This is a genomic window from Corynebacterium sp. HMSC055G02 (assembly GCF_001809065.1).
Taxonomy (GTDB): domain Bacteria; phylum Actinomycetota; class Actinomycetes; order Mycobacteriales; family Mycobacteriaceae; genus Corynebacterium; species Corynebacterium jeikeium_D.
On the sequence record NZ_KV795675.1, the window covers coordinates 25,057 to 50,391 of the forward strand.

At 59.4% G+C, this 25,335-nt stretch carries 19 protein-coding genes; 11 read left to right on the forward strand and 8 right to left on the reverse strand.

What is annotated here, in order from left to right:
• Positions 1 to 56: 56 nt before the first annotated feature.
• A complete protein-coding gene (gene malQ / locus HMPREF2547_RS09920) occupies positions 57 to 2,276 on the forward strand; it encodes a 4-alpha-glucanotransferase (RefSeq protein WP_070605705.1) in 2,220 nt (739 codons plus the stop codon).
• Between the two features lie 359 nt (positions 2,277 to 2,635).
• Here the strand turns inward: malQ and HMPREF2547_RS09925 are convergent, their stop codons facing one another.
• Both HMPREF2547_RS09925 and HMPREF2547_RS09930 read right to left on the reverse strand, forming a co-directional pair.
• Positions 2,636 to 2,851 carry a hypothetical protein gene (locus tag HMPREF2547_RS09925; protein WP_042388817.1) on the reverse strand — a complete coding sequence of 72 codons (216 nt, stop codon included), beginning with the start codon at positions 2,849 to 2,851 and terminating at the stop codon, positions 2,636 to 2,638.
• Positions 2,852 to 2,926: 75 nt separating this feature from the next.
• Positions 2,927 to 4,981, reverse strand: coding sequence for a M3 family metallopeptidase (locus tag HMPREF2547_RS09930; protein WP_016423125.1), 2,055 nt, complete (start codon positions 4,979 to 4,981; stop codon positions 2,927 to 2,929).
• Positions 4,982 to 5,089: 108 nt separating this feature from the next.
• On the opposite strand from HMPREF2547_RS09930, the gene HMPREF2547_RS09935 reads away from it, so the two are divergent.
• From HMPREF2547_RS09935 to HMPREF2547_RS09960, 6 genes are all read left to right on the forward strand, one after another.
• Positions 5,090 to 6,364 carry a carboxylesterase family protein gene (locus HMPREF2547_RS09935; RefSeq protein ID WP_049170708.1) on the forward strand — a complete coding sequence of 425 codons (1,275 nt, stop codon included), beginning with the start codon at positions 5,090 to 5,092 and terminating at the stop codon, positions 6,362 to 6,364.
• 231 nt (positions 6,365 to 6,595) lie between these two features.
• Positions 6,596 to 7,084: a PH domain-containing protein gene (locus HMPREF2547_RS09940; protein ID WP_049170706.1), complete on the forward strand. Its 489-nt coding sequence runs from the start codon at positions 6,596 to 6,598 to the stop codon at positions 7,082 to 7,084.
• 60 nt (positions 7,085 to 7,144) lie between these two features.
• Positions 7,145 to 8,464 (forward strand): PH domain-containing protein, encoded by a 1,320-nt coding sequence (locus tag HMPREF2547_RS09945; protein WP_070438709.1) that lies wholly within the window; start codon positions 7,145 to 7,147, stop codon positions 8,462 to 8,464.
• Between the two features lie 108 nt (positions 8,465 to 8,572).
• Positions 8,573 to 10,384 (forward strand): maltose alpha-D-glucosyltransferase, encoded by a 1,812-nt coding sequence (gene treS, locus HMPREF2547_RS09950; protein WP_070605707.1) that lies wholly within the window; start codon positions 8,573 to 8,575, stop codon positions 10,382 to 10,384.
• 32 nt (positions 10,385 to 10,416) lie between these two features.
• The gene (locus HMPREF2547_RS09955; protein ID WP_070605709.1) at positions 10,417 to 11,769 is read left to right on the forward strand and encodes a maltokinase N-terminal cap-like domain-containing protein; all 1,353 of its coding nucleotides are present in this window, start codon (positions 10,417 to 10,419) and stop codon (positions 11,767 to 11,769) included.
• A 59-nt stretch (positions 11,770 to 11,828) separates the two neighbouring features.
• Positions 11,829 to 13,745 (forward strand): ABC transporter ATP-binding protein, encoded by a 1,917-nt coding sequence (locus tag HMPREF2547_RS09960; protein ID WP_070605711.1) that lies wholly within the window; start codon positions 11,829 to 11,831, stop codon positions 13,743 to 13,745.
• A gap of 55 nt (positions 13,746 to 13,800) precedes the next feature.
• On the opposite strand, the gene HMPREF2547_RS09965 is transcribed toward HMPREF2547_RS09960, so the two are convergent.
• Entirely contained in the window at positions 13,801 to 14,760 is a 960-nt protein-coding gene (locus HMPREF2547_RS09965; RefSeq protein ID WP_049170694.1) for a diacylglycerol kinase, read from the reverse strand.
• 224 nt (positions 14,761 to 14,984) lie between these two features.
• On the opposite strand from HMPREF2547_RS09965, the gene HMPREF2547_RS09970 reads away from it, so the two are divergent.
• From HMPREF2547_RS09970 to HMPREF2547_RS09980, 3 genes are all read left to right on the forward strand, one after another.
• Positions 14,985 to 16,679, forward strand: a complete 1,695-nt coding sequence (locus HMPREF2547_RS09970; RefSeq protein WP_083296892.1) for an FAD-binding oxidoreductase — start codon at positions 14,985 to 14,987, stop codon at positions 16,677 to 16,679.
• Positions 16,680 to 17,301: 622 nt separating this feature from the next.
• Positions 17,302 to 18,885, forward strand: coding sequence for a glycerol-3-phosphate dehydrogenase/oxidase (locus HMPREF2547_RS09975; protein ID WP_070605713.1), 1,584 nt, complete (start codon positions 17,302 to 17,304; stop codon positions 18,883 to 18,885).
• A 97-nt stretch (positions 18,886 to 18,982) separates the two neighbouring features.
• On the forward strand, positions 18,983 to 20,134 hold the full coding sequence (locus HMPREF2547_RS09980; RefSeq protein WP_070605715.1) for a MalY/PatB family protein: 1,152 nt from the start codon (positions 18,983 to 18,985) through the stop codon (positions 20,132 to 20,134).
• Positions 20,135 to 20,142: 8 nt separating this feature from the next.
• On the opposite strand, the gene HMPREF2547_RS09985 is transcribed toward HMPREF2547_RS09980, so the two are convergent.
• From HMPREF2547_RS09985 to HMPREF2547_RS10000, 4 genes are all read right to left on the reverse strand, one after another.
• Complete coding sequence (locus HMPREF2547_RS09985; RefSeq protein WP_070605717.1) at positions 20,143 to 21,501, reverse strand: acid phosphatase; 1,359 nt, start codon at positions 21,499 to 21,501, stop codon at positions 20,143 to 20,145.
• A gap of 280 nt (positions 21,502 to 21,781) precedes the next feature.
• On the reverse strand, positions 21,782 to 22,648 hold the full coding sequence (locus HMPREF2547_RS09990) for a 3-hydroxybutyryl-CoA dehydrogenase (RefSeq protein ID WP_016423138.1): 867 nt from the start codon (positions 22,646 to 22,648) through the stop codon (positions 21,782 to 21,784).
• A gap of 187 nt (positions 22,649 to 22,835) precedes the next feature.
• A complete protein-coding gene (locus tag HMPREF2547_RS09995) occupies positions 22,836 to 23,453 on the reverse strand; it encodes a hypothetical protein (protein WP_049189381.1) in 618 nt (205 codons plus the stop codon).
• Positions 23,453 to 23,776 (reverse strand): putative quinol monooxygenase, encoded by a 324-nt coding sequence (locus HMPREF2547_RS10000; RefSeq protein WP_038629105.1) that lies wholly within the window; start codon positions 23,774 to 23,776, stop codon positions 23,453 to 23,455. Before HMPREF2547_RS10000 ends, HMPREF2547_RS09995 begins: the two co-directional genes overlap by 1 nt.
• 106 nt (positions 23,777 to 23,882) lie before the next feature.
• On the opposite strand from HMPREF2547_RS10000, the gene HMPREF2547_RS10005 reads away from it, so the two are divergent.
• Positions 23,883 to 24,437 (forward strand): gamma carbonic anhydrase family protein, encoded by a 555-nt coding sequence (locus HMPREF2547_RS10005; protein WP_005510604.1) that lies wholly within the window; start codon positions 23,883 to 23,885, stop codon positions 24,435 to 24,437.
• A 62-nt stretch (positions 24,438 to 24,499) separates the two neighbouring features.
• Here HMPREF2547_RS10005 and HMPREF2547_RS10010 read toward each other — a convergent pair whose 3' ends face one another.
• Entirely contained in the window at positions 24,500 to 25,207 is a 708-nt protein-coding gene (locus HMPREF2547_RS10010; RefSeq protein ID WP_070438728.1) for an isochorismatase family protein, read from the reverse strand.
• Positions 25,208 to 25,335 lie beyond the last annotated feature (128 nt).

Consider the following 25,335-nt stretch of genomic DNA (forward strand, 5'->3'; position numbering starts at 1 on the left):
ATATTTCGATAACGAAGTGATTTACCTTACTACTGGCAAAGTTTTTCTAAACTGGCATGATGGAAAGGGTGACACAGGCAGCTTCCAATCCTCCCCTTTCCTCTCCACTCGCCGACCTCGCTAAAGATGTCGGAGTTGGGGTTTCCTACTACTCCACCGAGGGCCAACTCGTGCACGTCTCTCGTGAGACAGTGCTAAAAACTCTCGCTGCTCTCGACATCGATCTGGGCCCAGATCCCAGCGATGCCGACATCAACGACGCCCGTCGTGAGTGGGCAGACACGCAGTGGTCTCGCCTTCTCCCGCCCGTGGTAGTTACCCGCCAGGGCATCTTCCACCGAGTTCTGGTTCACGTACCGCACGGCAGCAATGTCAGCGTGACTGTGAAACTGGAGGACGGCGCAGAATGGCCCTGCGCTCAGGTGCACCACTTGGTACCGCCACGCCAGGTCGGCGATGTGTTGATGGGTGAAGCCGCCTTCGCAATTCCAGAGGATCTGCCACTTGGTTGGCATCGCTTGCGCGCAGTCAACGATGACAACGTCGCTGAGTGCGATGTGGCCGTAACCCCCAACCGTCTCGCCACTGCCGACAAGTACGTGCAGAATCCTGCGCATGGTGTCATGGCACAGCTGTACTCGGTACGCTCCAGCCGCAGCTGGGGTATTGGCGATTTCGCTACCCTCGGCGACTTGGCACAGGTCAGTGCAGAGCACGCGGGCTCTGATTTCGTCCTCATCAATCCGTTGCACGCCGCAGAGCCACTGCCTCCGGTAGAAGACTCGCCGTACCTGCCCACCACGCGCCGCTATGTCAATCCGCTGTACGCGCGCCCAGAGCTTATCGACGAGTTCGGGTACCTGGACAAGGACGAGGCCGATGAAGCCCGTGCGCTAGCGAACTCTTTCCACCAGCTCAATCACAGCCCTGATGAGATTGACCGCAACCCCATCTACGCTGCAAAGCTCAAGGTATTGCGGGCAATTCACAAGATTCCCCTGTCCAGCGCACGCCAGGCGGAATTTGACCGTTGGCTGGAGGCCGAGGGCCGTGGCATATACGACTACGCGTCGTGGTGCACCGAGCGCGAGCTCGCGGATCGCGCTGCTGCCCGCGATGCTGCACGCGCTGCCACTTCCGATTCTGGTGCCGTAACCGAGAACGATATCGAGTTGGTTCCACCGTTGGGTAACCACGCCAGTGTCGAATCTCTGCGGGAGGAAATCTTCCAGTTCCACCTCTGGGTGCAGTGGATTCTCGATCAGCAGCTCGGCCAGGCACAAGAGGCAGCCCTGGATGCGGGTATGCGCATCGGCATCATGGCCGACCTTGCCGTCGGCGTGCACCCTGGCGGCGCGGATGCCGAGAACCTTGCGGATTGGCTCGCTCCTGCTATCTCTGTTGGCGCACCGCCAGACGGTTTTAACCAGCGCGGCCAAGACTGGTCGCAGCCGCCGTGGAACCCGCACAAGCTAGCCGAGGCCGGCTACCGCCCCTGGCGCGACATGCTGCGCACAATCCTTCGCCACGCAGGTGGCATTCGTGTTGACCACGTGCTGGGTATGTTCCGCCTCTGGGTCATGCCGCGGATGGAGTCCCCCGTCAATGGCACCTACCTGTACTTCGACCACGAGGCAATGGTCGGCATTCTCGCACTTGAGGCCGAGCTCGCTGGGGCCGTCGTCGTAGGCGAAGACCTGGGCACTTTCGAGCCGTGGGTGCAGGACTACCTGGCCTCGCGGGGCATCATGGGCACCTCGATCGTGTGGTTTGAATCCGAGGGCGACCAGCCGAAACCACCAAGCGCTTACCGCAGCCTGTGCCTGTCCTCCGTCACCACGCACGATCTGCCGCCGACGGCAGGCTACCTCGCAGGCGAGCACATCAAGCTACGGGAACGCCTGAGACTATTGCTTTCCGACGTCGCGGAGGAAGACCGCCGGGACTTCGAGTGGATTCGAAAGGTTTTGGGTGCGGCCAAGGAAGCCGGCTGCTTTGGTGACACGGCTGCGGCGGACATGGATGTTCATTCCCTTACCCGCGATAATCTGCCAACAATTGACGCACTGGTCACGGGGCTGCACCGCTTCCTCGACCAGACGCCATCCGCGCTGAAGTGTGAGGCCTTGGTGGACATGGTCGGCGATCGTCGTACTCAGAACCAGCCGGGCACGAGCCACGACCAGTACCCGAACTGGTGCATTCCGCTAACCGATGCCGAGGGCAAGGCCGTGCTTGTCGAGGACCTGCCTCGCTTCCCCGGATTCAAGCGTTAATTGGTTCGTGAGCGACTAATCCCTCATTTTTGCTGTTCACCGATCTTTCAGGTTATATGCCCGGCACTAAAACCGAGGCTAAAACTGGAAATCGGTGACTGCACCAGCGATGAGGATGAGAAGAAGCAAAACGATTAGGGCAAGTAGGACCTTCGAGTGCCTCGACCGATGCATGCTAACTCAGCTCCCTACTGCGAAATATTTGCGAACTACCCAACTCTAGCCTGTTGGGCAAATTTCCTAATACTTTAAGACATACCTTAGGGCAGCGATAGCGACCCAACACTTAAAGGGGGCTTCTCCCAGCTCAATTCATCGGGTCTCTCGGTGAGCTATCCGCAAGGCCACTACCTCTTCGGCTAGCTCTCGCTGCCCGCTCCTCGACGCTCCTGCGAACGCTCCCGCCGATGCACCGACCTCTGCCACAGACGTCCGCTGACAACATCGATTGCGCCAACGAGAACGAAAGCAAGAAACCCTCCGACTACCAGGAGAACCACGCATAGCACGCTGACCTGCGCAAGCAGTGGCAATTGGATAAGCCACTGCCCTACTCTGTCGAATGCTTCTGCCATGAGTGTCAACCTACCCTGCCGGTGACCGGAATAACCAGTGGGCGGCGGTCGCGGGGCTCGTCGTAAAGCGTGAAGCTAGGCATCAGTGCCCGACAGCCCGCGGCGTTCGAGGAGCGGCTGGATGTCCTTATCGCGACCTCGGAAGGCACGGTAGGCGGCCATGAAGTCGATGGCGCCACCACGGGAGAGAATCTCCTCGCGGAAGTGGCTGCCGCCGCTGATTGTGGCACCGCCGTTGTCGGTGAACCAACCGAAACCGTCCGCGTCGAGCACCTCTGCCCACAGGTAGGAGTAATAGCCCGCCGAGTAACCGCCGGCGAAGATGTGGTTGAAGTAGCGGGAGCGGTAACGCGGAGCCAGGTGGGGAACGTCGAGGCCGAGTTCAGCGAGTGCTTCCGCTTCGAAGGCATCAACATCAGTGACCTGAGCTGCTTCCTCCTCGGTGAGGCTGTGCCAGGCCAGATCGATGGCGCACGCGGCGAGGTACTCAACCGTGGCGAATCCCTCACCAGCGGTGCGGGCCTTCTTCACAGACTCGACTAGCTCGGCCGGGATCGGCTCACCGGTACGAACGTGGACGGCGTAATTGGCCAGAATGGATGGCTCAAGTGCCCAGTTCTCGTTAATCTGGGAGGGGAATTCCACGAAGTCGCGCGGGACGTTAGTGCCCGAGAAGGTCGGGTACGTGACGTCGGAAAGCAGACCGTGGAGGGCGTGCCCGAACTCGTGGAAAGCAGTGGTGACCTCGTCGAGCGTCAGTAGCACCGGGGTTCCCGGCTCGGTTTCGGCGATGTTCATCACGTTGACCACGACTGGCAGGCGCCCCAGCAGACGGGACTGGTCCCTAAACGAGCTCATCCATGCACCACCGCGCTTAGTCGGGCGCGAGAAGTAGTCCGTAATAATCAGGCCGATGGTCTCGCCTCCGCCCTGGCGTACCTCCCACACGGTCGTGCCCGGCGCGTATCCCTGCAGGTCCTCGCGCTTGACTACCTCGATGCCGTAGAGCTTGCGGGCAGCGTAGAACACGCCGTCTTCGATGACACGGTGCAGCTCGAAGTAGTTCTTGAGTTCCTCCGTGTCGACTGCGAATTCTTCCGCTTTACGACGGCGCTCCCAATACGGCCAGTCAGCGCCCGTGACCGTCTCACCGCCAGCCAGATCAGCGACCCGCTTGTACTCGCCTTCAGCATTGGCAATGGCAGCTGGCGCCAGGTCTGCAATGAGCTTCCGAGCAGCCTCTGCGGTGGTTGCCGTCTCCTTGGCAATGACGTAATCCGCATGCGTGTCGTAGCCGAGCAGCTTGGCACGGCGGGCACGCAGGCGCGCCATTTCCAGCACAATGCCGGAGTTGTCGAACGTGCCGGAGGCAGCACCCGCACGCCCCAGTGAGGCTTCATAGAGCTTGGCGCGAGTAGCCGGATTATCCAGGTCAGCCAGCTGTGCCGGAGTTGACGGTAGGTCCAGCGGAATCAGCCACGGCGCATCGGTGTCGGCCTTTTTCGCGTAGGCGGCGAAGGACGCAATGGCGTCGTCGGAAAGCCCGGCGAGTTCCTCGCGGTCGTAGATCTCCACGGCGCGCGCGACGGTGTCCTTCAGTAGGTTTTCACCGAAAGCCGTGGAGAGCTCAGAGAGACGGGAATTGATGCGGCTGAGCTCGGCTTTGTCCTCGTCGCTGAGGTCCGCACCGGCGCGCTGGAAGTCTTCGCGGACTTTCTTCAGCAGCAGCTTCGCCTCTTCCGGATTGGCGGCATCCTCAACGCTGTCGATGGCATTGATGCGCTGCCACAGGTCACTGCGCATGCGAATCTGATCCAGGTGTGCAGTGAGCTGCGGGGCAATCTCGGCTTCAATTTCCATGCGGACATCGGTGGCGTCCGTGCCGGCAACGTTGAAGAAATAAGCAGCGACGCGGTCCAGATCCTGGCCCGCCTTTTCCATTGCCTCGATGGTATTAACAAAGGTCGGCGCCTCCGACGACGTGGCGATGGCGTCGATCTCGCGTGCATGGCTGCGCATTGCTTCGCTAAAGGCCTCGCGGACGTGGCTGTCATCGATTGCCGCAAAATCTGGCAATTCGCAGAACAATTCTGACGGTGTCAACAGTGGATTTCGTGCATCATTGGTCATAGTGAATTCAACTGTAGCGTGCTCGAAAAACCAGAGTGCGCCTACCGTCTGAAACAGGCTCCCCGCCGTTCTGGCAGGACCAACCGTGACGAGGAGGCGTTTTCCGCCATGACAGAGACGACTATTTCCGCTCCCTGTGGGAGGCTAACCGGCCGTATTCACGATGACGCAATACAAGTTTTCAATATCGATTACGCAGATGCTGCTCCGTTCGCCGCGTCGGCACCGGTGGCTGACGGGCCACAGTCAGGCACTCGGCGCTGTGAACCCGAGCGCGAATTAGTTCTCACCGTCACCGCACCGGCTGAGCCCGCGGACGCTTCCTATCCCGTATTGCTGTGGATCCACGGTGGTAGCTACGAGTTTGGGCATCCCTCCGAGCCCTGGACGGACGCGACGGCCTTCGCACAGGCAGGCATCGTCACCGTTTCGCTCGGATACCGCAAGGGCCTCGAGGGATTCTGGCGCGACAGTGAAACAGAGACCTACCGGGCCATTGATGACCTGTATCTGGGGCTGCAGTGGGCTCGTCGTAACGCGCCTGCCTTCGGCGGCGATATCGACAACATCACTATCTCGGGGCAATCGGCGGGTGCGGCGCTGGCGCTCACTCTCGCTGCCGACGAACGCACTCGCGGCCAGATCCAGCGCACCATCGCCATGTCGCCGGCCTTCTCGCTGCTGTCGGGCTCGCGTCTCCGCCGCACGTTGGCGGGCATCGGTGTGGGACGTGCGCCGTCCACCGACGTCTTTTCGCGTGCCGACGAACGCAGGGTCGCTCGAGCCCAGAAATTGGTGTCGGCATCCTCACCTTCGGATCCGGCAATTGGGCCTCGCTTTGACAGCTTTGCTCCCACACTGCCAACGATGGTGACTGCCACCAGCGAAGAGTTCTTCTCAGAACCGCCGGTTGTGGCGATGGACAAGTTGCCCATGCGGGAGTGGATGGCTCGGCGCTACGCCAAGGGGCATCGCGGCCACGGCGAATTTCCGGCCACCGCCTATGCCGAACGTCCGATGGGGAATGTCATTTCTGACTCAGCGATTCGCTCATACGCTGTTAAAGTCGCCGAACGGTCCGTGGCGGCTGAGCTGGATGTGTGGGCGGCACAGTTCGAACCGGGAGAAGGGTTGGGCTATGCACCTGCTGGCCGCACCAGTGGTGCTCCGCACTGCATCGACATTGCACGCTTCTTCGGTATGAAGGAACCCAACCATCCATTCCACCAAGTGGCGGTCGAGTTCATCCGCGAAGGCACCTCACACATGCCCCGCTACAACAATGACCGCAAGGTGACCACCTTTGCTGGCGCTGACGCCCAGGCAGTCGAGGACATTGCCATCGATGCGTGGGCGGCTCCGCGCCAGCTCTTTGGCGCATAAGGCATAAGGCGGGTGAGGCTTGCGCTGGTTAGCGCTGTGCTGTTGTGCTCAACAACTGAGCCCAGCGACTTAAGCTGGCAAAGTCTGCATGTACCGATAAATCTCGACGCAGACCAAAATGGTGATCAGCGTGATAAGTACTGCTATGAGTTTCCTGCGATCCATAGCCACCGTTCTTACCGAAGCACCAGGCCAGACGCAAGCTTTACCCTCTGTGGTTAACTGTCAACTATGGAGCCGCTTGATTTATTAGTCCCCGAGAATTCCGCGCTGCAGCCGGTCGACCCCGCGCTGGCTAAGGTGAAGCGAGTCGCGCACGCCGCTCCCCTGCTAGTTATCACGATTGCATCCGTCGTCGCCGCTGTGATGTGGACTCCGTGGATGTGGTTGGGCGTCCTCGCCTGCGTGCTCTACTTCGCATATATCTACTGGCTCATCGGTCGACGAGTTCGTGCCCACCGATACCTCGAAGAGGACAACGACTTCATCGTTGCGTCCGGACGTTGGTGGCGCTCGGTCACTGTTGTCCCTTACGGACGAATCCAGTTCATTGACATCGATGAAGGACCTCTCCTTCGACTATTCGGACTGGCAACGCTGAAGCTCAACACAGCATCGGCGAGCTCGGATGCAGCCGTCCACGGTTTGCCACGCGAAGAAGCGCTCGCCCTGCGCGCTCGTCTATCTCAGCGCGCCCACGACCGGATGGCGGGTCTTTAAATGAGGCATAGAGTTCATCCCCTATCTCCGCTGCTCAAAAGCTTCGCCACAATCGCTGCGGTGATTGCATTCGCAGTCGCGAATCAGTGGCAGTTGGCCGTTGCTGTCGTGACTCAGCTCTACGACTGGGCATGGCTCGGTCTCCTTGTCGGTACCGGTGCGGTCGCCATAATTATTGGTCTGATTGCATTTTTCTCGTGGCTATCCTGGCGGTATACGTTCTACGAACTCACCGACGATGAGGTTCGCTACGGCTCCGGATGGCTACTGCGTTCTCGACGCGCGGCACGGCTCGACCGCGTGCAGGCGGTGGATATCAACCAACCATTGTTGGCGCGCATTTTCGGGCTCGCCGAAATTGTCATTGAAACAGCCGGCGGCTCCGATTCGCACTTCACAATCAAATACCTCACTCCCCCGCAGTGCGAACAGTTCCGCGCCGACGTGTTGGGTGAGGTAGAAAAGCTGGACACCGAACTGGCACATTCGCTTTACGACGGCGACAGCCCCGCCGCTGCTCAAGACTCCAGCGCCCACATGTCCTCCCGCATGTCCGACGCGAAGACCATCTTTGGCCCGGTCAATGTCGGACGGCTGATTGCATCCGTGGCCATTGGACCCGGTCTTTTCGTCGGCATAGCTCTTATCCTCCTCGCCGTTGTCTCTGCGCTGTTCACCGACTTCATCGTGGAAATCCTCAGCGGAGTAACCATCACTACTCTGATTGTGATTGGCAGTTTCGCGCTCGGCCTTTTCGGAGTACTAAATCAGTCGTGGGATTTCACGCTGAAGGTGTCGTCGGAAAGCAGGCGTCTGGCGATTACCGCCGGACTGTTGTCGACGCGCGCTCAGACCATTCCGATCGATCGCATTCATGGCTTTAAAGTGGTGCAACCGCTCTGGTGGCGTCCGTGGAGGTGGTCCCGTGCGGATGTCTCCGTGGCGGGCTATGGCCTGGACAGTGCACAGTCGAACAACACACTGGTGCCAGTGGCGCCGACACCGGAGACGGACACGATTGTCGATTACCTGATGACTGAGATTGCGGGACCGGCCTCTACCGATGACCTGCTGGGCTCCTGGCAGACTCCACGCACGGCATGGTGGCTCAGCCCAATTGACTGGAAATTTCAAAAGGTGCAGGCCACGAAGCGGGGGCTGTTAGTGACCAAGGGTCGGTTCTGGCATACGCGGTTCATGGTCCCCTGGCAGCGCATCCAGGGGCATACACTAACCATTTCTCCGCTGAAGAAAGCGGCGGGAGTGGCGAACGTGCGGATCGACATGGTGCCGGGAGCGGTCACTCCGGTGGCAACGGAGTTGAAGTTGGATGATGCGTACCAGCTCGCTGCGTTAATTCAGGAACACAAGGCTGTTTAGAATGCTGTTTAATGAGGTCTCCCAGGACGGCCATCTCGCACGGTCTTGTGGGATCTCGCAGGAAAACTCTCTCTGCAGGCTAGTGGCATAGTCATTACGCTGGGATGCATGACTATCGCCAAGGAAGATTACGAGTGGTACCGCAGCGCGGTGTTCTATGAGGTGCTCGTCCGGGCCTTCTTCGACTCCGACAACAACGGCTCCGGCGACCTCAAAGGGCTGACGGAGAAGCTCGATTATCTGCAATGGCTGGGCGTTGACTGCCTCTGGCTGCCGCCTTTCTACGACTCCCCGCTGCGCGACGGCGGTTACGATATCCGCGACTTCCGCGCCGTGCTCGACGAGTTTGGCACGGTCGAGGATTTTAAGGTGCTTCTCGACGAGGCCCATGCGCGCGGTATCCGCGTTATTACTGACCTGGTGATGAACCACACCTCCGATAGCCATGAGTGGTTCCAGCAGTCGCGCACTGACCCCGATGGCCCCTACGGCGATTTTTATGTCTGGACTGACGACCCGGACACCTACTCGGGCGCACGCATTATCTTCGTCGATACCGAGGACTCCAACTGGACCTATGACCCGGTGCGTGGCCAGTACTACTGGCACCGCTTCTTCTCCCACCAGCCGGATTTGAACTATGACAATCCGGCGGTGCAGGAAGCGATGCTCGATGTGCTGCGCTTCTGGTCCGATCTCGGCATCGATGGCTTCCGCCTCGACGCTGTGCCCTACCTCTTCGAGCGCGAAGGCACTAACTGCGAGAACCTGCCCGAGACCCACGCTTTTCTGAAGCGCTGCCGCAAGGTCATGGATGAGGAATACCCGGGTCGCGTCCTGCTGGCGGAGGCCAACCAGTGGCCCTCCGATGTGGTGGAATACTTCGGCGACCCGGAGGTCGGCGGCGACGAATGCCACATGGCTTTCCACTTCCCGCTCATGCCACGCATTTTCATGGCGGTGCGAAAGCAGTCCCGCTTCCCCATCTCGGAGATCCTGGAGTCTACGCCAGAGATTCCGTCTTCGGCTCAGTGGGGAATCTTCCTGCGCAACCACGATGAGCTGACGCTGGAAATGGTCACCGATGCCGAGCGCGACTACATGTACGCCGAGTATGCGCACGATCCGCGAATGAAGGCCAACATCGGCATTCGCCGTCGTCTAGCGCCACTGCTGCAAAATGACCGCACTCAGCTCGAGCTTTTCAATGCCCTGCTACTCTCCCTGCCGGGTTCGCCGGTGCTCTACTACGGGGACGAAATTGGTATGGGCGACAACATTTGGCTCGGCGACCGCGATGGCGTGCGCACACCGATGCAGTGGTCGCCCGACCGCAACGCCGGGTTCTCCAAGGCCGACCCCGGTCGGCTCTATCTGCCGACCATTCAGGATGCGACCTACGGTTACCAGGCGGTCAATGTCGAGAACCAAGCGAGCTACTCCAATTCGCTGTTGAATTGGGTGCGTCGACTGATCCAGGTCCGCAAGCGCTATGAGGCTTTTGGCCTCGGTGACTTCCGCGAGCTGAATAGCGACACCGCCTCTGTTCTGACCTATCTGCGCACATACGGCGACGAAGTGCTGCTGTGCGTCAACAACCTGTCCTCCTACCCCGCGGCCGTCTCGCTGGATCTGTCCGAGTTCGCCGGAGCCACCCCGGTAGAGCTCACGGGTTCGGTTCCAATCCCCACGATTGGCACTGATTCCTACCAGATCACGCTTCCTGGCCACGGTTTCTACTGGTTCGAAATCCAGTTGCCGCCAGAGACAAACCTCGAATCGAGCGCCTCGATGTCGGCGCCGACAATCCCGGTTGCGCAGGCGATATCGGACGCGCCGGTGACGTCATCACGCGAGCACTCCGGCACGGCCGCCGATGCCGCCGCCGATGCCGTCACAAACGCCGATAATAAAGAGTGATCTTTTAAGTCCCGAAAGGCGAAAGAACTAAAATGACTATTCCCACCGTCGAATTCATTGCCGAAGAGCTGGCAGAAACACTGGTCAAGATGCGCTTTTTCGCTGACAAGGTCTCTGACATCGACCACGTCGAGATCCTCGCGCTTGACCCCGTACTGCGCGACAATCCCGACAGTCCCGATGTCGATATCGCATTGGTGAGGGTGCACACCGCACATTCTGCACCGACCTATCAGCTGCCCATCGCTTGGGCGGAGGACGTCCCCGATGGCCACGAGCAGTCCCTGCTGGTTCGCGCCGAGGGCATCGTCGGCTACGACGCTCTGATCGATTCGGATGCCATCACAGCACTCGGCCAGAAGCTTTCCGACGAAGGCAAGCTCGGCCGCATGGAACTGCGGCGTGTGCCGGGCTCTGAGCAGCTCCGACCGGAATCCGGCCGCCCCATGGGAGTCGAGCAGTCGAACACCTCGGTCATTTTCGACGACCGCGTGATGTGCAAGTTCTTCCGTCGCCTCTACCCCGGCACTAATGCCGATGTGGAGCTGCTGGCCGCTCTCGCGCAGGCAGATTGCAAGTTCGTCCCTGAGCTCTACTCCTGGGTAGAGACCACCATTGGCGAAGACACCTACACCACCGCCATGCTGCAGGAATTCGCACCGAACTCGGTCGATGGCTGGGAGTTGGCTCTTGGCGCAGTTCGCGATGCCATCCGCGACAGTCAGACCCCGCTGGAAGATTTGGGCACCGACTTTACATCCGAAGCACGTGCGCTCGGCGAAGCAGTAGCCTCGGTACACAGCAGCCTCGCTGCCGCTGTTGCGGTAAAGGAGCGCCTGACCGGTGCGGAGCTGGTAGCCCCACTGCGAGCTCGCCTGGATTTCGTCGCTGGTGTTGTGCCACAAATTGCTGAGGTCAAGGATAAGGCTCAGGCTATCTTCGATCGCGCGGAGGCTGCGGTTCCGGAAGGTGGCGCCGTCGTCCAGCGAATCCACGGTGATCTGCACTTGGGGCAGGTATTGCGCACGCCGAGCTCTTGGCGCTTGATTGACTTCGAAGGCGAGCCGTCGCGCCCGTGGGAGGAGCGCCGGCTGCCGGATCACCGCCTACGCGATATCGCCGGCATGATTCGCTCCTTCGATTACGCCGCTCACTACCCGCTGCTGACCGGACGTGAAGACACCGAGGCGGCTACCGAGCGTGTTGAGCAGTGGGCTCGCCGCAATATCGATGCCTTCCTGGAAGGCTATGGCGACGCCAGCGACCCGGCACTACTGGAGGCGTTTGTGCTGGATAAAGCCATTTACGAGTGCCTTTACGAAGCTCAGAACCGCCCCAACTGGCTGCCGCTGCCGCTTGGTGCTGTGCGCTCGCTGTTAGGATAGGGCTTTTGTCGCAGTAATTTCATAGCGGGAGTGATCCTCCCGCAAGATAGAGGTCTTTCGTGCGTCTGCTCAGCAGAATCCTGTCCACTACACGAGTGCTCTGGCCTTTCTATATCGGGGTCATCATCTGTTCGCTGGCCACCGCCGCCGCGTCGTTGATTAGCCCCTTCCTCATCCGCGATGCCACCGACGCCATCGTCGGCGCGGTGTCCAGCGATGAAGGCTTGAGCCAGGCGGCGATGTCCGATACCACTCGCACGGTAATCTGGCTGGTCATCGGGCTGCTAATCGCAGATCTGACGCAAACCATCGTGCATAACATCGGTGGTTACCTGGGCGATGTGATGACTGCGCGCATGCGCGAGATTCTGTCGACCCGCTACTATGCAAAGCTGCTGTCGCTGCCGCAACGCTATTTCGACAGTCAGGTCACCGGCACAATTATCTCCCGCCTGGAACGCTCGATTACCAATATCACGCAGTTCCTCCAGGCGTTTTCCAACAACTTCTTCCCAATGCTGTTGACCGTCGGCGCGGTACTGGGCATCACCGCCTGGCACTACTGGCCACTGGCGGTGCTGTTGATTATCGTTTTCCCGGTCTACACCCTGCTGACCGCGCTGACCTCGAAGCGCTGGCAGAAGATTGAAGCGAAAAAGAACGAACAAATCGATATCACCGGTGGCCGTTTTGCCGAGGTCATCGGCCAAGTCAAGGTTGTCCGCTCCTTCACTGCAGAGCTGCGCGAAATCGCTTTCTTTGGTTCCCGCTTCCGCCGCACCATCTCCCTGACCCGCGATCAGTCAACGTGGTGGCACCGCATGGATGCCCTTCGCGGGGGTATTTTGAACATCATCTTCGCAGGCATTTACCTGCTGCTTTTCCTGCGTACGCTGTCGGGAGAATTCTCCATCGGCACCATGGTCATGCTCATTCAGCTGATTAACATGGCGCGCCAACCAGTGACCATGATGAGCTTCCTGGTCGACGCTGCCCAACGCGCAGTCGCCGGTTCGCGCGATTACTTCAAGGTCATGGAGCTTACTCCAGAGACCCGCACGCAGCCGGAGCTGCTCAGTGCAGCGACCGCGAATAACGGCGACTTCGACTCCGCGTCCGTTAGTTCCACCGCAGACGCAGAGTCCGTCGACAGCGCCCACCGTTCCTCCCTGGAACGCGCAGCCGAACAGGAGGCAATTGGCGCTCCCATTGTCGACTTCGACGCAGTGGATTTTGCCTACGAAGAGGACAAGACGGTGCTCTCCAATGTCAGCTTCCAGGCGTACTCGGGCCAGAAAATCGCCCTGGTCGGCGAGTCGGGTGGCGGCAAGTCCACCATCGTCAACTTGCTGCTCGGCTTCTACGCCCCGACCGCAGGCCGCTTGAGCGTGCTGGGGTCGGATGTCTCCGAGGTTTCCGGTTCCACTCTGCGTGCTGGCTCTGCCGTCGTGTTCCAGGACTCGTCACTATTCTCCGGCACGATTCGGGAAAACATCGCCTACGGCAAACCCAACGCCACCGACGAAGAAATCATTGCCGCCGCGAAGAAGGCCAACGCCGACGACTTCATCCGCAGCTTCGCCGAAGGCTACGACACCACTATCGGCGAGCGAGGTCTGAAGCTCTCGGGTGGCCAGAAGCAGCGCATCGCCATCGCGCGCGCTATTTTGAAGGACGCTCCCCTGCTCATCCTGGACGAAGCCACTTCGGCGCTAGACACCAAGGCCGAACGCGAAGTTCAGCGAGGCTTGGACAAGCTGATGGAGGGACGCACAACGGTTATCATCGCCCACCGCCTGTCCACAATTTCCGATGTGGACACCATCGTGACGCTGCGTGACGGTCACGTCGACGAGGTGGGCGCACCCGCAGAATTGGCGCAGACTGACGGTATCTACGCCGAGTTGCTACGCCTGACGGCTTCGGCCTCGGCGGCGGATCGTCTGCGCCTGAAGAAATACGGCATCAAGGGGTAACGCGCCGTCGTCAAGCATGCAGGAAACGCTTGACGACGGGCACTCCTGCGCCCTTTTACGGACGGGGAACGATGTAGCGGCCAGCGCCCGGAACAATTTCGACGGTGACCGGCATCGGGAACATGAGGTCGCCGTCAGCGTAGGCGTTCATCTGGCGTGGCGGGCCGATGTATTCCACGTAAGCCTTCTTGGCGCGGTAGGTGCTGACCTCCCCGATTTTTTCAACGGTGCCGTCGAACACGGACTTGAAGGCCAGGGCGGCCTTGATGCGCCCGGCCTTGCCGATGACAGTGATATCCATCAGTCCGTCGGAGTGGTCTGCGGACGGGCAAATCTTCATACCACCGCCATAAGAACGGGTGTTACCGAAGGCGGCCAGCGTGATTGGATCTTCGAGAACCCGATTGTCATCGAGCGTGATGCGGAATGGCAGCGAGTGGAAAGCCAAGAACTCGCGGACGATGGCCAGGTTGTAGCGGTTACGGCCATGCGGCCAGGTCATCTGATTGACGCGGTCGGAGACAATCGAGTCGAAGCCGGCACACATGATAGTGCCGAACCAGCGCTGCTCCCCTGCCTCATTGGTGATGCGGCCGAGGTCAGTGGTCGTCCAGAAGCCATCGGCGATAACGTGAGCGGCATCGCGAGCATTGCCACGCGGCAGATTGTATTCGCGACCGTGGTCGTTTCCGGTGCCGGCCGGGATAATACCGAGGGGGATGCCGGTCTGTGCCTGCTCCTGCAGTGCGAGGTTAATCATGCCGTCGCCACCACAGACTGCCAGGGCATCAATTCGGCCGTCGGCGATGACCTCACGAATGAGCTTGCGGGCGTCGTCGGGGTTAGCACCTTGGAGAGCGATGACATCGATGCCGCGATCCGCGAACACCCGGCTCGCCCGGGCGGACGCAATCTGCGAGGCGCCATGACCCGCGTGGGGGTTAGTGACCAGAGCAAGGGTACGAATCTCAGTTGTTCCCAGCGGGTAGTTGAGATCCTTGTCGTTAGCGTTCATCGAAGAAATACCTACTTTTACGTGGGCTTTTGACCGGTCAATACTGGCCTTTATGGGAGTGCGTTAATGCATCTAACTAAAGCTTACCAAGATTGATTGACATTTTTTGATAAAACGTAACGTAATACCGCTATAATAAAAGATGTAAAGATGTGCTTCCGTGCAAGTTACATATAATTCCGCAGTTCAGACTCGCAGCACCGATGCCCAAGGAGAAGCTCAGGATGTCTAACAAGCTCACGATTCCGTACCGCATGCGCTGGTGGGGCTGGGGTGTTGACGGCAACGACAAGCCAATCACCACGGCCAGCGAGAAGCTACTGCAGCGCGAAATCGGTATGTCGTTGGACGCAAACAACCCGCCGCGCAACATCGCCGACGTCACCATCCCCAATAGCCGCCTCAGCGCCGAGGATATCGAAGCCCTGGGCGCTGTTGTCGGCGCGGATGCCGTCGCCACCGACCACGACACCCGCGTCAAGCACGCGGTCGGACGCTCCTACCCCGACCTGGTTCGCCTTCGCGCAGCCAAGCTCGATGTCGCCCCAGATGCTGTTGTACTACCGACAACTGAAAAGCACATCGAGGACCTGTTCAAGGTATGCGCTGAGCGCAAGATTGCAGTCGTCCCCTTCGGTGGTGGCACCTCGGTCGTCGGCGGCGTGGAGGCTGTTGACGGAGGCATGGGTAAGGCCATCGCGGTGTCCATGACCGCTTTTAACAAGATCATCGACATCGACAAGGTCGCTGGCACTGTCACCGCCCAGACCGGCGTTTTCGGCCCCGACTTGGAAAAGGAGCTGTCCAAGGCCGGCTTCACCGCTGGTCACTTCCCGCAGTCCTTCGAGTACTCCACTGTCGGCGGTTGGGTTTCCTGCCGCTCGGCAGGCCAAGAATCCTCTGGTTACGGTCGTATCGACCGCAACGTGATTGGCATGCGCGTCGTCACGCCAGCCGGCACCATGGAATTCCGCGACATGCCGTCGTCGGCATCCGGCCCGAACCCGCGTGAGCTTTTCCTGGGTTCGGAGGGCACCCTGGGCATCATCACGCATGTGACGATTGCCCTGAATCAGCGTCCACAAAAGGAGATGCTCTTCGACACCTACTTCTTCAACTCCTTTGAGGAAGCCGCCGAGGAGCTGCGCAAGCTGGAGCAGAGCGGCAATATCCCGCACCTAGCGCGCATCTCCGACGAGAAGGAGACGCTGTTCGGCCTCACTCAGCTGGGCTCCGCCAGCATGTCTGAGAAGGTCACAAAGTACCTGAAGCTACGTGGAATCGACACCCCATGCATGGTGATTTTTGGCTTCGCACAGACTGATCCGGTCGGCGCCCGCGTCACCCGTGAGCGCCTGGCCGCCCGCCTGCTGACCAAGAAGTGCGTCCGCATGGGCTCCATCCCGGGCATGGCTTGGGTTAACCACCGCTTCTCCTCGCCGTACCTGCGCGATGTCATGATGACTCGCCGCGTCGGCGTCGACACCCTGGAGACCGCCACCACCTGGGATAACGCCGCTACACTGCGCCGCGAAATCGCCTCCGCAATGGAAGCCGCTGGCGAGAAGCACGGCACCCCGGTGTACGTCTTCTGCCACATCTCGCACATGTACGAATCCGGCTGCTCGCTGTACTTCACGTACTTCTTCCGCGAGACCGAGGGCGAGATTCTCCAGCAGTGGATGGACATCAAGACCGCGGCGTCGGAGGCCATGATGAACTTTGGCGGCACCATCACGCACCACCATGGCATTGGCCAGGATCACAGCCCGCAGTACTACGAGGAGAACACCGAGTTGTTCGCCAAGGTCATGCGTGCAATTAAGGACGAACTCGACCCTGCTGGCATCCTCAACCCGGGCAAGTTGGCTACCGGTCCGCGCTCCTTGGAAGAGCGTTACGACGGCAACATGATTTAACCCTGTTGCCGCCGGCTTCGGCTAGCGAGCTAGACTGACCAGTTCGCTGGCGTAGATTTCCGGCGACGTTGGGCCGTCATAAATAAACAGTGAAACGTAATCGTCAAGGGTAAAAGATTCAAGTGCTGCGGTCATTGTCGCTGTCGCTTCTTCCTGGGATCCCAAGCGAAGATGCCCGGATAGTGGGATGGTCGGCTCAATCGGTGCGATTTCGTCCGTGCGACCGCAAACAGCGTGGCGTTTTAAATACCTAAGCGTGCTTTTCTAGTTACGACCTGTCTGGGGTGGCACGGACTGGAGACAGCAGCAACACATCTGCAGCGATGGTGCAATAGCAGCGAAAGCTCGGTTCATGGACTCAGAGCGGTTGGACGCTGGGTGCATAGCCATCGAGGTGTCTCCTTCCTTGTAATCCCGGGAAATGATTCGCAACTAAGAAAGATTTCTTGAATCAATATCCGTGCCGGTCGTTGATAATGAACAACTTAGTCTATTTCTAAGCGCCTTGCAATGGGGTACGCCCGAAATAGTTCACACTCACTACGCACTCCACAACTTCATCACTTACGCCAGATAGTTTCATCACTATTACCGTCTTCGGGAAAGTCGAGGAAGAAAGACTATGACTGCCACGCACGCTCCTCAGCGCGATCGCTCAGCTGCGGTTTTGAACAAGGCTCGTCGGCAAGCGGACTTGAATCGTCTACGCGAAGAGACCGTTAAGGGCGACATCCCAGATCTGCTGGTCATCGGCGCCGGTATTACTGGTGTCGGCATCGCTTTAGATGCGGCGTCGAGGGGTTTGAAAACCGTTCTCGTCGAATCGAAGGACCTCGCTTTCGGCACCTCTCGTTGGTCATCGAAGCTCGCCCACGGGGGCTTGCGCTACCTTGCCAGTGGCAATGTCGGTATCGCTCGCCGCTCAGCTATTGAACGTGGTGCGCTGCTCGACGTCACCGCTCCGCACCTGGTGCATAACCTGCCACAGGTTGTACCGGTGATGGACAAATTCGCACCGTTGACCCGGGTTTTGCCGCGTTTAGGCTTCTTGGCCGGTGACTTTCTACGCATTATCGCTGGTACCTCCGCCACTACCCTGCCGTTGTCCCGCACTGTCAGTTCCCGCCGAGTCAGCCAGCTTTCGCCGACCGTCCGTAAGCGCGACGTGAAATTCGGCTACGTCAACTACGACGGTCAGCTGCGTGACGACGCACGCTTGGTCACCACTATCGCTCGAACCGCCGCTAGCTACGGTGCAACTATTCTGACCCGGGTGCGCTGCGAGAACGCCTCTGGAACGAGCGCCACGCTAATCGACGAGCTCACTGGCGATTCCTTCGAGCTGCCGGCTCACGCTGTGGTCAATGCCACTGGTGTGTGGGCCGCAGACCTAGCGACGAACATCAAGATTCGCCCATCTCGCGGCACGCACCTGGTTCTTGACGCCGCGAAGCTAGGCAACCCTACCGGCTCTCTGACGGTACCGGTTCCTGGTCACACCAACCGTTTCTGTTTTGTCCTGCCCGCAGAGCACAACCGCGTCTACATTGGCCTGACCGACGAGGATGCACCGGGCCCGATTCCGGACGAGCCGGAAGTGCCGGAGGATGACATCGTTTTTCTGCTCGATGTCATCAACCAGGCACTCGAGGTTCCGCTCACTCGTGACGATGTCATCGGTGCTTTCGCCGGCCTGCGTCCGCTCATCGACGCCGGCGAGGCACACACCGCTGACCTCTCCCGCGAGCACGCCTTGTTGGAGGCCCCGAACGGCCTGATTTCCATTACTGGTGGCAAGCTCACCGAGTACCGTCTTATGGCTGAGCAAACCGTGGACAAGGTTGCGGAAAAGCTTGGTGTTTCGCTTGCTCCGTGCTCCACCCGCACCATCCCTGTGCTGGGCTCCGAGCCAGAGGAGCTCGACCGCGCTCGCACCGCCGCCGCTGCTGGCCGTATCCCGATGCCGCTGTTTAATCGCTACGGTGCCGAATCCTTCGAGGTCATCGAATCCTGCCCGCTCGACCGAGCGCTTGACCCGGTAGCGGAGGGTCTCGATGTCACCCGCGCCGAGTTCGCCTGGCATGTGACGCACGAGGGAGCTCTCAGCGTCGACGATATTCTCGATCGCCGCACACGGTTGGGGCTGGTCAAAGCTGATCGCGAAGCTGCCCTGCCAGCTGCTGAGGAGGCACTGAGGCTAGCCTAGCGCTGGCCATTGCCGCGGCTGCTTCTGATGTGGCCGTAGCTACTGGATAAAGCGGGGAGTCTTCGGACTTCCCGCTTTTTCTGTATACACGGAAACTATGAGTGTAAATAACGCTGTCACCTTCCCCTCCCTCGATGAACTCCGCTCCCGCAGGACAGTCAAATGGACCGCATATTCACCGGACGTGCTGCCACTGTGGGTCGCCGAATCCGATGCCACAACCTGTCCTGCCGTCAGTGCCGCAATCGACGAGGCGTGTCAGCGCGAACAATTCGGATACCTCTCGCAGGACATCACCGCGCTTACGACCGCAACCGCGGACTTTTCTGCACAACGCTACGGATGGCGCCCGAACCCCGACAATATCTTTGCCGTCGCTGACGTCGTCCGCGGTGTCACACTCGCGGTTGAACGCTTCACCCGCCCCGATTCCGCAATTGTCGTCCCCACTCCCGCCTACATGCCGTTTTTCCAGGTAGGTCCCGCGCTGGGACGCGAGACAGTGTGCATTCCCACGCTTGCCGACGGCCCGGATCTCGGCGCCCTCGAACGCGCCTTCGCCGACGGTGCCGGTTGCCTGATCTTGTGTAACCCGAATAATCCTCTCGGCTTTACCTACTCCCCCGAAAAACTGCGTGAGATTACCGATTTAGCCGCTCGCTTTGGTGCGCGCGTTATCTCAGACGAGATTCACGGCCCAGTTGTTCTAGATGGCACTCACACTCCAACCGCGTCGGTGTCGGATACCGCGGCGGCCGTGACTATCACGGTGACTGCTACCTCGAAGGGCTGGAATACCGCCGGCCTCAAGTGTGCGCAAATCATCTTTAACGACGAAGATGCCAAAACCTGGCTGGAGCTGCCCTTCATTGTTCGCGAAGGCGCTTCTATTCTTGGTGTCGTCGCGGCCACCGCCGCCTACCGCGATGGCGTGCCCTGGCTGGACAATTTTGTCGATGTCCTGCGCACCAACCGTGAGACTCTGCGAACACGTTTGTCCACTATTGCGCCACAGGCTCGCTTTACCCCACCGCAAGCATCATTTTTGGCGTGGTTGGACTTGGGTGACGTGCCTGGTGTTGACAGTGAGGACCCAGCTGCGTGGCTGGTTGAAAACGCCAAAATAGCACTCAACCCCGGCTTCGCATTCGGCGAAGGCGGGGTTGGGCATGTGCGGCTTAACTTTGCGACCTCCCCGGAAATCCTCGGTGAGGCCCTGGACCGTCTTGACGCGGCCCTGCGCTTGTAGTTGACGTTTTAGTTGGTGACAGTGACGCTGCCGTCGGCGTTGACAACAACGTTGGCGGCCAGAGCGCGAGCCAGGTTCATGCGAACGTGCTGGCCCTCACCGTCAGTGCGATCGAGCGGGTAGCCGGATGGGATTGCGGTCTGAGCGAGGACGGAGCTGCGCTGTTCCTCAGTCAGCTGCGGGAAGCGGGTCTCCAGCAAACCTGCGTAACGCTTCGGAACAACAACTGGCTCGTTAGCCGGGCCAACCTGCTTGAAGTCGTAGGTCATGCGTTCGGTGTACTGCTGAACGGCAGCTGCGGTGCTCATGTACGGAGTGTCCTTGGCAACGCAGTTGGCGATGGTGTCGCCACAGCGGTACTCGAGCTCCGTACGCAGCTCATCCATGGCTTCTTCGATGAGTGGGCGGAACTCTGGGTCTGCCCAACGATCAGCTGCGGCCTGGTTGCCCATCATGCGGCCGCCCATAACGTCCAGCGGGTAGTGGACGCCCATGACAAGGCGAGAATGACCAGCCTCGGACGCACGCGCCTGAATCTGCGGTGCAACCTCCGGCAGCATCATAGCCAGCATGGTTGAAGTCCATGCAGCCTTGTTGGTGTGGCCCGACGGGTAGGACGGGGTGGTCGAGTACGGGTCGTCCTGACCTTCGCGGTAGTAGCGCTCGATGCGCTCCGGCGCCACCACAAATGGGCGATCGTAGCCGTAGACGTACTTCTCGAAGAAGGTCGAGCTGACCAGACCGCCGCCGCGAGCAAGGTTGCCGGACAGCAGGGCCTTTACCTTCGGCAGGCGATCCTCGTCGTAGGCATCACGGAAGTGCTGGCCCAGGTTTGCACCGAAAGCAGTGGAAATATTGGCCAGTGGGTCCAGGTAGTCGTCATCAAGAGCGAGTTCCTGTGCCTGCGGGTCATTCTTGGCAGCGTTGTTAATGCGGACGACCGTTTCGAGGTTCTGGTCCATAACCTCTGGGTGGTTCTTCTCCAGCTCCACGAAAGGATGCACAACGTAGAAGTAGAACCAGTTATCGGTGGCGGCATCCGACGGGTACGCGCGTGCAATCTGGTCCGGGCGATACGAGGTTGGCTTCGGCGCATTCGGGTCGGTGTTTTCACCGGAAGATGACGGCAGCGAGATGGAATCCGGGACCTCGAAGCCACCGCCGGGGAGCTTGATTCCATCTGGAGCTGCCACATTAGCTGGAAAATCAGAAACAGAGTCCAGGCGGTTGCCGAGCTCGGCCAACGGGTTGACCGGAGCTGCCACGGCCGTTGCCGGTGTAAGCCCCATTACAACTGCCATTGCTGCGGTAGCAGCGCCGACGCGAGTACGTGTTGCAGTGCGCTTGTGCGGCTTCAAAGAAGACACTGAAGCATTCCTTTCCAGATTGCTGCGTGGGAGGCACCAGTTGTGAAGTGCTCTATAAGCCAAGGTCTGACAAAATCTTCACTTATGTTAAGCGCACTGTGAGGTTTCGGCGCGTTGAAAAGAAACAAGTTTTCAAAATGCTAGGGCCAATCGTGGGAACTTTCCCCCTTAGACTCCGGGTTTTCACTGATAAATGCATAAAAGAAACCGGTTGGCGGGACAAAAGCCCGTCAACCGGTAAGAATTCAATACTCGCCCCAAACGGGGCTAAAAGCGTGGACTACTTGGAGTAGTCGTAGAAGCCACGGCCGGACTTGCGACCGAAGTGACCCGCCTCAACCATGCGCTTGAGCAGCGGAGGTGCCGCGTAAGTCGGCTCCTTGTACTCATCGAACATGGCATCGGCAATGAACTTGATGGTGTCCAGACCAACCATGTCGGCCAGAGTCAGCGGACCCATCGGGTGCGCACAGCCATTGACCATTCCGGCATCGATGTCTTCTGCAGTAGCAATGCCGTCCTGCAGCATGCGAATAGCGCCGAGGATGTACGGAACCAGCAGGGCGTTAACAATGAAGCCCGAGCGATCCTTAGCGCGAATGACGGTCTTGCCCAGCGCCTCGGAAGCGTACTCGTACGCACGCTCCGACTGAACATCACCGGTCGTCAGAGTAACGACATGCTCTACCAGAGGCAGAACCGGAACCGGGTTGAAGAAGTGCAGACCCATGACGCGCTCCGGGCGCTTGGTAGCTGCAGCAATGGACTGAATCGGCAGCGAGGAGGTGTTGGAAGCCAGGATGGCATCTTCTGACTCAACAATTTCATCGAGCTGCGAGAATACGCTGGCCTTTACTTCTGGGTTCTCCACGATGGCCTCGATGACCAGCTCACGGTCAGCGAAGTCTTCCAGCTTGGTGGTGAAGCTAATACGCCCCAGAATCTCATCACGTGCAGACTGCTCTAGCTTGCCACGGGAAACGGCCTTATCCAGCGACTTTTCAATACGGGCGCGACCGGACTCAAGGAACTCCTCCTTGGCCTCCCAGACCTTGACATCGCTACCGGCCTTCGCACAGACCTCAATAATTCCGGAGCCCATCTGACCGGCGCCGACGATACCTACTCGCGAGATACTATTTGCCATTGGCGTGTTTTCCTACCTTCTACTCTGGGTTATTAGCCAGCATTGTGCTTCATCCGAGTGCGCATTCGCTTGACGACGATCACAGCGCACTGGCTTTATTTACACGCTACTCACTTCCCCGGTTCCCCGGGCACGCTTTGCAGGACTTTTTACTTGAATTTCCCCCCCCACGAGCTTTGGGCAGCGGCTAGTACTGCATACGTTTTTCCAGCGCCTGCTGAATATCTTCCAGCTGCTGCTGAGAAGAGCGTGCCAACTCTTGCAGGTCGTTTCCGCCATGCTTTTCCAGCTCTTCCCACTGTCCGAGCATCTTATCCAGGCTGCCTTCCATCAACGTCAGATAAGCCATATCTGCGTGTGGCCCCTCCTCGTTCTCGAGGCGAGTCATGGTGGCGGTGTCGAGCTTGGTCTCCGACGGATCAACATCGACGCCGAGAGTCTTGACTAGCTGCGCTTCCTCTTCAGCAAAGATTGGCTCCGCCTGCTGCGCAATCTTTCGAGTCTCTTCCGAGACCGATTCCTTTGCAATCAGCGTCTGCGATGCTGTCTTCAGCGCCGCAGTATCTGCCGCCAGCTGAGCCAAGTTATCCCGAATGGCGGCAGTGGAGGCAACAGCACTCTGCTCCTGGCTTGACTGATTCTGGCTACCCTCGAGGGCTGCCTCATCGCTATCTCCACAAGCACTGAGACCAACGACGAGAGCAGAGGCCAGCACAGCGGAGCCAATACGCAGGCCACGCCCAATCAGAGAATAGGTGTCGCTGCTGGAAGCGGCTGCGCTATCGCGAATGGTGTCAGAGGACATTAGTCGACCTGCAGCTCGCCCATGCGATCCCAGTCCTGCTTATCAGGCAGCACCTGCGAGACAATCTTCGGGGTCTCAGCGAGCAGCGGCTTCATCGCCTCCAGGCCCTTGGCGAAGTGCTCGGAATTGACGTGGGCTTCACCAGCGTCATCATCGAACGCCTCGACGAGGATGTACTGGTTGGGGTCTTCTACGCTGCGGGACCATTCAAACCACTTGTTGCCAGCCTCTGCGCGGGTGGCAGCGGTGAACTCAGCGACGTGGTCCATCCATTCGTCGGCAAACTCCGGCTTAACTTGGTAATTCACAACGATAAAAATCATGTCGCCCACTGTATGCGCGTCCAAGCAGAATTGCACCCTTCGACGAATAGAGTTTCGCTGAGAATTTTTCTTACGCTGACCTCAGGTGACAGTTATATTGGTTTGTATGATGAACACTCCGCTCATTCTCACCTACCAAGATAAGACCCCACGCATTCATTCCAGCGCCTGGATTGCGCCCGGCGCGGTCATTATCGGTGATGTCGAAATCGGTGCGGATAGCTCCGTGTTCTACGGTTCTGTTCTCCGAGGAGACGTCGCACCGATCCGCATCGGCCAGCGCACCAATATTCAGGACAACTCCACAGTCCATGTCGACCGAGGTGTGCCCACAATTCTCGGCGATGATGTCACCGTCGGACACATGGCCTTGGTCCACGGCACCACGGTTGAAAATGGTTGCCTCATCGGCATGAAGTCCACCCTGCTTTCGCGTTCCCGTATCGGCGCTGGCAGCCTCATTGCTGCAGGTGCCGTGGTGTTGGAAGATCAGATTATCGACCCCAGGTCGCTGGCTGCAGGCGTTCCCGCCAAGGTGCGTCGTGAACTCTCCGCCGAGGAAGCAGAGGGCTTCATCGCCCATGCAGGGCGTTATGTGGAAACAGCGTCCAACCACCGCCACCTCCGCGAGGTCGACCTGGATATGGTGACTTTTAACTAGGCGGCTGCCGAGGCGCCTAGCTAAGCGGCTAGGCGGATTGTTTGACGGTCAACGTCGCAGCACTACACCACTGTCGCGCCCGCCGCGGCCAATTCCGCTAGTGCAGCCTTGCCGCGCTCCGGGTCCACCGCCGCGACCTGATTGCTCAGAACACGAACGGAAAAGCCCTCCTTGAGGCCATCGAGCACTGTGGCGCGGACGCAGTGGTCAGTCGCAACTCCCACCACATCGATTTCTTCGATGTCAGAGGCGCGGAGAGCGTCGGCAAGCGAAACGCCAGCCTCCGTTGTTCCCTCGAAACCGGAGTAGGCGGCGGCGTACTCCCCTTTTGTGACATCGATACGCACAGCAGCGGGGTTGAGCTGCTCAAAAAACGCGATGGCGCGCTGCATGCCGGGGTGAATCTCTGCGCCCGGGGTACCTGCAACACAGTGTTTCGGCCAGGTATCGACGAAATCCGGGGTTTCAGAGAAGTGCGTGCCTGGGTCGATGTGATTGTCACGGGTGGTCGCAAGAACCGAGTACTTATTCGCTGTGCCCGCAACATGCAGATATGTAGCGGTGTACGCTGCCTCAGCACCGTCGACGGCAAGTGCGCCACCCGCGGAAAAATCATTCTGAGCGTCGACGACTACCAGTGCCATGCGGGGGCGCGCCGGGCGCTGTTGTTCCTCGGAGTGGGCGTCGTTGCTGGTGTCTGCCCCGGTGCCAGCGTTGTCCGAGTTGTCCGCATTGACCTGTCGGTAGATTTCGGAGAAGGAAGCGTTCATGGCCTATATCTTGCCACGTGCCCACGTTCAGAGGAGCACGTGAACTATCGACAGGATATCGACGCCCTAGCGACAACACAGAGTCAATCCGGGAAAGCGGTTAAAATTGCTCCGGTAATTCTTTGATA

What these genes read in the sequence shown, in the direction of transcription:
- HMPREF2547_RS10010 (WP_070438728.1), bottom strand. Translation starts at nt 25,207, where the DNA reads ATGAACGCTTCCTTCTCCGAAATCTACCGACAGGTCAATGCGGACAAC.
- HMPREF2547_RS09940 (WP_049170706.1), top strand. Translation starts at nt 6,596, where the DNA reads ATGGAGCCGCTTGATTTATTAGTCCCCGAGAATTCCGCGCTGCAGCCG.
- malQ (WP_070605705.1), top strand. Translation starts at nt 57, where the DNA reads ATGATGGAAAGGGTGACACAGGCAGCTTCCAATCCTCCCCTTTCCTCT.
- HMPREF2547_RS09980 (WP_070605715.1), top strand. Translation starts at nt 18,983, where the DNA reads ATGAGTGTAAATAACGCTGTCACCTTCCCCTCCCTCGATGAACTCCGC.
- HMPREF2547_RS09995 (WP_049189381.1), bottom strand. Translation starts at nt 23,453, where the DNA reads ATGTCCTCTGACACCATTCGCGATAGCGCAGCCGCTTCCAGCAGCGAC.
- HMPREF2547_RS09925 (WP_042388817.1), bottom strand. Translation starts at nt 2,851, where the DNA reads ATGGCAGAAGCATTCGACAGAGTAGGGCAGTGGCTTATCCAATTGCCA.
- HMPREF2547_RS09990 (WP_016423138.1), bottom strand. Translation starts at nt 22,648, where the DNA reads ATGGCAAATAGTATCTCGCGAGTAGGTATCGTCGGCGCCGGTCAGATG.
- HMPREF2547_RS09970 (WP_083296892.1), top strand. Translation starts at nt 14,985, where the DNA reads ATGTCTAACAAGCTCACGATTCCGTACCGCATGCGCTGGTGGGGCTGG.
- HMPREF2547_RS10000 (WP_038629105.1), bottom strand. Translation starts at nt 23,776, where the DNA reads ATGATTTTTATCGTTGTGAATTACCAAGTTAAGCCGGAGTTTGCCGAC.
- treS (WP_070605707.1), top strand. Translation starts at nt 8,573, where the DNA reads ATGACTATCGCCAAGGAAGATTACGAGTGGTACCGCAGCGCGGTGTTC.
- HMPREF2547_RS09930 (WP_016423125.1), bottom strand. Translation starts at nt 4,981, where the DNA reads ATGACCAATGATGCACGAAATCCACTGTTGACACCGTCAGAATTGTTC.
- HMPREF2547_RS10005 (WP_005510604.1), top strand. Translation starts at nt 23,883, where the DNA reads ATGATGAACACTCCGCTCATTCTCACCTACCAAGATAAGACCCCACGC.
- HMPREF2547_RS09955 (WP_070605709.1), top strand. Translation starts at nt 10,417, where the DNA reads ATGACTATTCCCACCGTCGAATTCATTGCCGAAGAGCTGGCAGAAACA.
- HMPREF2547_RS09965 (WP_049170694.1), bottom strand. Translation starts at nt 14,760, where the DNA reads ATGAACGCTAACGACAAGGATCTCAACTACCCGCTGGGAACAACTGAG.
- HMPREF2547_RS09935 (WP_049170708.1), top strand. Translation starts at nt 5,090, where the DNA reads ATGACAGAGACGACTATTTCCGCTCCCTGTGGGAGGCTAACCGGCCGT.
- HMPREF2547_RS09975 (WP_070605713.1), top strand. Translation starts at nt 17,302, where the DNA reads ATGACTGCCACGCACGCTCCTCAGCGCGATCGCTCAGCTGCGGTTTTG.